The organism is Lentilactobacillus diolivorans DSM 14421 (assembly GCF_001434255.1).
In the GTDB taxonomy this organism is placed as follows: domain Bacteria; phylum Bacillota; class Bacilli; order Lactobacillales; family Lactobacillaceae; genus Lentilactobacillus; species Lentilactobacillus diolivorans.
In genome coordinates this window covers 1-6,166 of sequence record NZ_AZEY01000070.1, presented here as the reverse complement: position 1 = coordinate 6,166, position 6,166 = coordinate 1, and the positions used below count along the sequence as shown (strand labels likewise).

Sequence of the window (6,166 nt, the reverse complement as noted above, 5' to 3'; positions counted from 1 at the left end):
GTAAGTGATTGCTTTGGGCTTTTTAATTTCTGTTCGGATTAATTATAGAATTTGCCACATCAAATAAGTTTAATTTGGTTTCTCTATCTGCTTGTCCTGTTCAAATTGAAATACCAGAGTTATCTAATATTGAACCTAACAATACAGAAAAAATCGAAGATAATTTAAAACTGATTTCTGAAATTTCAATTGAAACAGATAACTACAAGTATACTTTCATACCGGAAAGTATACATTACTTTCTTAACTCGCAAAATTCTCAAGAATTGACTGAACTTGAAAGGTCCCTGCATATCTAACCGTCAGGTGTGATGTAACTTAAGGTTATGTCGCACTTTTTTGTTTTTTAATTAAGGTTATAGGACCCTTCACAATAAAACTAAAAGTTAATCTTGATTGATAATAGATCTGCTGTGCAATTGCTATTTACGATTATTGTGCTTTTGCCAGTTTGAAAGCGAAGCGATCGTCCCCCGTACGTGAGAAGGTAAAAGCTATGATAGAGTTCATGTTTTCTATTTAAGTGAGGGCCGACTACAAACTTACACAATAAGCAAATACATTTAAAACATAAACTACTTCAAAAAGAAAAACATCATGGACGCAAGCCCCAATATGCCGAAGATGATCCCCGCTTACTACATGCTTTTAAGCTTTATCAGACGGGCATGAGTGATGTAGATGTGGCCCGTAATACCGGGATTAAGCGAACAACCTTTATAAGGTACCGAAGAAAATTTAATGTCAAAAGAGAAGGCGCTTAGATAGCGTATACTGGTAATTTATGAATATAGTCTATATGTATACGTTGCAAGTATAAGTGTTGTATGTTATTGTGAATATAGTGATATTCATTAAGCTTACTTAGCATGTATGAGGAGGGATACTAATGGAAATTATCACATTCTCAGCGATAAAAGGCGGCGTTGGTAAAACTACCCTAGCCTTCAATTATGGTGAATGGTTAGCAAAAAATGGCAAGCATGTTTTGTTTATTGACTTAGACCACCAAAGTAATTTAACCCAAACTTACAACATTTACGATAACCAAAACACCGTCGGTAACATTTTTTTAGATCGAGGGAAAGTCAAAATACATGAAATAAGTGATTATATTAGTCTAATTGCCGGAGATATGCACCTTGACGATATTGAGCGTACCATTGAAAATAAGACTAACAAAAACATGTTCCTTTACATGTGGTTATCAGATAATTATGAGCGTTTAAATTTAGGAAAATTCGAATACATTATTTTGGATTGTCACCCAGATTTTTCTACTGCTACCAAAAATGCAGTAATCATTAGTAACGCTATCCTTAGTCCAATCACACCCAGCGAACATGGGTATAATGCAAAATTTAACTTAGAAGAAAGAATTAACGAGTTACGCAAAGAAGCCATTGATTACTCTACTAGAGAATCTTATGTCACGACCAAATTATTTTTTATCGCCAACATGATTAAACACAATACAAGATCATCTCGTGAGTTATTAAAAGCCTTAAAAGACGATCCCAATGTATTGGCTACAGTTCCAGAAAAGGAGCTATTCAATCGTTCAACATTGGATAAAAAATCTCTTTCAAAAATGGCAGAAGACCACAAAACATATATTGATCAACATGAATTTTTTGATAGTATGGACAAAACATTTAATGAAATCACAGAAAAACTATAAGTGTTTTGTACACGTGTTAATCATATGTATATGCAACATATGTATATGCAACATATGTACGTGCAACACATGTACATACGTATTGTAAAGGAGGACTACCTATGGCATTCGATCCAGAGAACAAAAATATAAAAAAGGCACTACAAAAAAATGAAACAGAACAACCAACTGATACTAAAGACAAACTTATTATTCCTGTTTTTAAAGATGAAGAGGAACGTACTAAGAACTATACCTTTTCACTTCAACCTAGCGCGCGCAAAAGGCTTGATGGTCTGGCCAAAGAACATAATTTTAAGTCTGCCTCCAAATTTTTAAATGAGCTTATAAAAAATATGTGATGTTACTTAGAATAAGGAGGAGCATTATGGGGATTCCAATAAATATAACATTCTTGATTGTCAGTCTTATTGTTTTCTGGATAATTCCAGTTATTGGAATTGCAAAAAAGCGCCTGGTAGATGACCGCTTTTTTATTCGACAGTGGTTATTTCCAATGCAGTATTGGTTACAGCTATTCTTTGAAAGAATCAGTGGTAACCGTCGTATTGTCGTAAGAATTTTACAGATAATGTCCCTGTTTATCACGTATTTTTGCGGGTTACTTATGCTCATGATTTTCAGTGTTTTTGATGGGAATTTGCTTAAACACCCCGAAGCATTTTTACTTTTCGAATATTTACTGGTAGCTTCTATCGCTTACTGGTTTCAACCAAAAGCAGGCAAAGTATACAAGACCAAATAAAGTTGCCGCTTGGTAAGCGCTATGCTAGACTAAGACTAATTTAACAACCGAATAAAGAGATCAATCTAAACAGAAAAATCCCCGATTCACGAGGAATCAGGGATTTTGGGTTTAGCAAGTAGCTGCTAGAAAGCTACTTAGATCCAATCGATTTTAACTTGCCGGTGAAAATCGATTGAACGTTGTTCTTAATTTGTAGGTTAATTATACCGCAAACCGGTCCAAAAGGACAAGTTAAGGATAGTTAAAAAACAAATTAAAGTCAATGGACTAAGTAGCTAACCGAAGCTGCCTAGTCCATTTTTGTTTAGTTGCTATAAATTAAAAAAGTTGCCGGTTGGGCAACTCACAAACAGACACATGCTGATGAAATTGCAAAGCCGATCACTACCAATGTTCGCTTTGTAATTCAGTTAGAGCATATCAGATTTGTATTTTAAAGCAAATCAAATGTTTTAGCAACTCTCTTTTGAGACAGCGTGTGTCAGTCAAGAAAGGGAGTTTTTATGATGGATCAAACAAATTTCAATTACTATGAAGCCGATAACGTATATGGAGCCCTATTTTTCCAGTTCCCTAAGGTATTAATGTATGGCGATCAATACAAGCATTTAAGCAGTGACGCTAAATTAGCTTATATGGTACTCAAAGATCGGCTAGAGTATTCGTTGAGAAATAACTGGGTTGATGAAGATAACCACGTTTACTTTATTTTTACCGTTCAAGAATTACAAGACTTATTTAATTGTGCTACTGAAAAAGCCGTTAAAATCAAAAAAGAATTACAAGCAGCCAATTTATTAAAACAAATCCAAATGGGATTTAATCCGAAAACTAAAAAGAATGAACCGAATCGTTTATACCTTTCCAAACTTGATGTCAAAGCCACCGATGTCTATTTACGCGGTGAATATGAGCCGAAAGCGCCGCAATCCCTTGCTACGAGCGGGATTTCGAAAATCGAAAGTCCGCATGACTTCGCTGGAACCCTTGCTACGAGCGGGATTTCGAAAATCGAAAGTCCGCATGACTTCGTTAAAGACAACCAGAAAACCCTTGCTACGAGCGGGATTTCGAAAATCGAAAGCAATCTATATAAAGACTTTAAAGATATAGATAACAATAGATACAATATAGATACTCAAAAGTTAGACTTTTCCACAGCCCAATTCTCACCAGCAGAACTAGAAAAGCAAAACAAGGATTTGGTGAACCATGCTAATGATTTCTTAACTGATGAAGATAGTGGCTTACCCGTTTTCTTAGAACCCGAAGCCGTACAATTACTTAGTTTCTGGTGCCGCACCCCGCAACAAATGCGCCGGTTTATTGGTATTATCTTGAATGCTAAATATCGAGTTGAAAAGGATCATCAGGACATTGGCGTCATAATCCCACTTGATGATGAGGAACTGAAGCCTTTAATGACTAAAGCCTTGAGGCGCTACTTTAACGCCCTGAGAAGTAATGAGAAGCATATCAAGAACGTTGAAAACTACTTGTACGGCACCATGCAAAACTTGTTTGGCATTTGGTGGAATAAACAAGCGGCTAGAGAATATGCGGCCAAACACCCCGAAGAAGAAAAATCGGCCGACAACGATAACAGTGGGTTGTACTACTAGTCCCAAAAGGCTACAAAATCCTTTCTAAGCGATTTTAAGACTTACTAACCTATTTATACTTAAGTTAGATTTAAATGGCTTAAACAGAAGAATAGGGGCTTTTAAATGAGTGTCAGAGCTAACCAGGCTAACCAGCTCAAAAGTTCAGCCTTTAGATCAACGCCAAGCTCAAGTGATTTGAGGCCAAGGCTTTATCTATTGATAAGGTACTCAAAAGGTAGTATAATGGTAGTGGTAAAAGAAAGGAGATGAGACAATCATGGCAGTTAAGGAAAAGAAACGGGTCCAAGTCAAGATTGATAAAGATTTGGCCGATGATACCGAAGCAATTTTAAGCGAATTGGGCTTAAATCCAACCACGGCCATTAACATGTTTTACAAGCGGATTGTTGCTAATGGTGCTTTACCTTTTAATGCGTCTTTAAGCGAAGAAGAAAAAGCTAATTTACGCTTTTTAAAGGCGACCGAAGGGACACCAGTCACCGAGTTCAAAGACGCTAAAGAGGTCGCTGATTGGCTCAACGATCCAGATGAGGACTAATGACTTAGTCAGCCTATACGTTAGTTTTGTAGAAACTAACGGTGGCAAGTCTCGGCCAGTTTTAATTCGTCGGGTATCAGAACAGACGGTCGAGGCTTTTAAAATTACTAGTCAGTATGAAAAGAAGTCGGCTTATATCAAGCAACAATATTATCCGATTCAAGATTGGCAATCCGCTGGGTTGAAGAAACCTTCTTGGGTCGATCTTGGTAATATTTATCGCTTTCCCAAAGCCGGTTTAAACTTTAAATCAATCGGTCATTTAAGTAAGCTAGATCAAAATAAAATTTCAGATTTTACGCTTGCCCTAAAATCAAAAAGAAGAGGTAAGGATCAAAAGATAATTCAACAGCGATCAAGTAAAAGGAAGCACAAAGAAAGTAAAGCAGAGCTTACACAAAGAATTCAAAAACAGTTAAATGACTTTGCTAAACACAATCCAGAAATTAAGCCAAAAAACAATCCTGAAAATAAAAACGATCGGCCTAGTTATTAGGCTGATCGTTTTTGAGTTTATTCGGTTTATGGGCATTAACGTAATCGGCAAATGTTTTTAAAAGCTCTTCGGTCTGTTCGACCGAGAGGTTATCAGCTTGAAAGTATTTTTCGAGCAAAGCGCCTTTTTGAATTAATCGGCGAGAACGGGCTTTGCGGGCTTGCCGATTTTCGTAGTATTTAGATTGCCGTAATTTAAAATCTTCCCGATCAATTTTTTGTTTTAAACGCGCTTGCTGCTCGACTAGTTTTTCATATTGATTAGACATGGAATTTCCCCATCTCGTATGGCTAATGATCTACGGACTTTACCTTTAAAAATTCAGAAAATTGCTTAGCTAAAAGCTTAATCTGATCGTTAGACAAATTAGCATAATCTAAATTGGCTTGACTGATGATTTGTTTACCTAGCCGTTGTTCAATCTTATTTTTTTCGTCCTTAATTTTTTGATTAAGGGCTTTTAATTTAGCTTCTTGTTTTTCTAAGTTACTTTGAGACATAACGATCCCTCCAATCATATTAGAAATAATCACCGACACTATATCATAAGGGAAACGTTAAGTCAAAGTATAAAAGTTGAAATAGCGAAGCGGAAGGCATACACTAAAAGTAAATTTAGGGGAATCAGCAGGACGAGTGAAACGAGGTCAATGCGCACTTACACCCCACTAAATTCTTGTGGGGTGTAAGTGCTAAAATCCTGTATTAGAAGTCGCCGATGGCGACAACAAGGTCAAAACCCATATAATCAAAGGAAGACGGTGAATGACATGGCAATATTCCACATGAGTTTTAGTAATATTAGTGCTGGTAAAGGACGAAGTGCGATTGCCAGTGCCGCTTATCGAAGTGGTGAAAAGCTATTTGATGATAAGGAAGGTCGCCACTATTTTTATGCCCGATCGATCATGCCAGAAAGCTTTATTTTGACGCCAAAAAATTCACCTGAATGGGCGAGTGATCGAGAGCAGTTGTGGAATGAAGTTGAAAAGAAAGATCGTAAATCAAACTCACGGTATGCAAAAGAGTTTAACGTGGCTTTACCGGTAGAATTAAGTGAATCCGAACAGAAAGAATT

General features: G+C 36.6%; 9 protein-coding genes and 1 pseudogene. 8 read left to right on the top strand and 2 right to left on the bottom strand.

The genetic code is table 11. The features are described from left to right. Nucleotides 1–581: 581 nt before the first annotated feature. The 7 genes and pseudogenes from FC85_RS15520 to FC85_RS15830 form a co-directional block, all read left to right on the top strand. Nucleotides 582–764 (top strand): annotated as a pseudogene (locus FC85_RS15520) (helix-turn-helix domain-containing protein); the annotation flags it as partial. A 125-nt stretch (nt 765–889) separates the two neighbouring features. After that, the gene (locus FC85_RS07405; RefSeq protein WP_057864898.1) at nt 890–1,681 is read left to right on the top strand and encodes a ParA family protein; all 792 of its coding nucleotides are present in this window, start codon (nt 890–892) and stop codon (nt 1,679–1,681) included. A gap of 101 nt (nt 1,682–1,782) precedes the next feature. Further along, nucleotides 1,783–2,022, top strand: a complete 240-nt coding sequence (locus FC85_RS07400) for a hypothetical protein (RefSeq protein ID WP_049154566.1) — start codon at nt 1,783–1,785, stop codon at nt 2,020–2,022. 26 nt (nt 2,023–2,048) lie between these two features. Then, on the top strand, nt 2,049–2,426 hold the full coding sequence (locus FC85_RS07395) for a hypothetical protein (protein ID WP_057864897.1): 378 nt from the start codon (nt 2,049–2,051) through the stop codon (nt 2,424–2,426). A gap of 506 nt (nt 2,427–2,932) precedes the next feature. Next, nucleotides 2,933–4,051, top strand: coding sequence for a replication initiator protein A (locus FC85_RS07390; protein ID WP_057864896.1), 1,119 nt, complete (start codon nt 2,933–2,935; stop codon nt 4,049–4,051). 259 nt (nt 4,052–4,310) lie between these two features. Next, nucleotides 4,311–4,592 carry a type II toxin-antitoxin system RelB/DinJ family antitoxin gene (locus FC85_RS07385; protein WP_057864895.1) on the top strand — a complete coding sequence of 94 codons (282 nt, stop codon included), beginning with the start codon at nt 4,311–4,313 and terminating at the stop codon, nt 4,590–4,592. Continuing rightward, the gene (locus tag FC85_RS15830; RefSeq protein WP_057864894.1) at nt 4,582–5,088 is read left to right on the top strand and encodes a hypothetical protein; all 507 of its coding nucleotides are present in this window, start codon (nt 4,582–4,584) and stop codon (nt 5,086–5,088) included. The genes FC85_RS07385 and FC85_RS15830 overlap by 11 nt, the downstream gene beginning before the upstream one ends. Here FC85_RS15830 and FC85_RS07375 read toward each other — a convergent pair. After that, nucleotides 5,078–5,356: a hypothetical protein gene (locus tag FC85_RS07375; protein ID WP_057864893.1), complete on the bottom strand. Its 279-nt coding sequence runs from the start codon at nt 5,354–5,356 to the stop codon at nt 5,078–5,080. The genes FC85_RS15830 and FC85_RS07375 overlap by 11 nt on opposite strands. A gap of 22 nt (nt 5,357–5,378) precedes the next feature. Further along, complete coding sequence (locus FC85_RS07370) at nt 5,379–5,606, bottom strand: hypothetical protein (RefSeq protein ID WP_003555660.1); 228 nt, start codon at nt 5,604–5,606, stop codon at nt 5,379–5,381. Nucleotides 5,607–5,858: 252 nt separating this feature from the next. Between FC85_RS07370 and FC85_RS07365 the strand changes: the two genes are divergently transcribed. Beyond that, nucleotides 5,859–6,166: MobA/MobL family protein (locus FC85_RS07365; RefSeq protein WP_083485031.1), on the top strand; the 308-nt coding region annotated here is incomplete at its 3' end.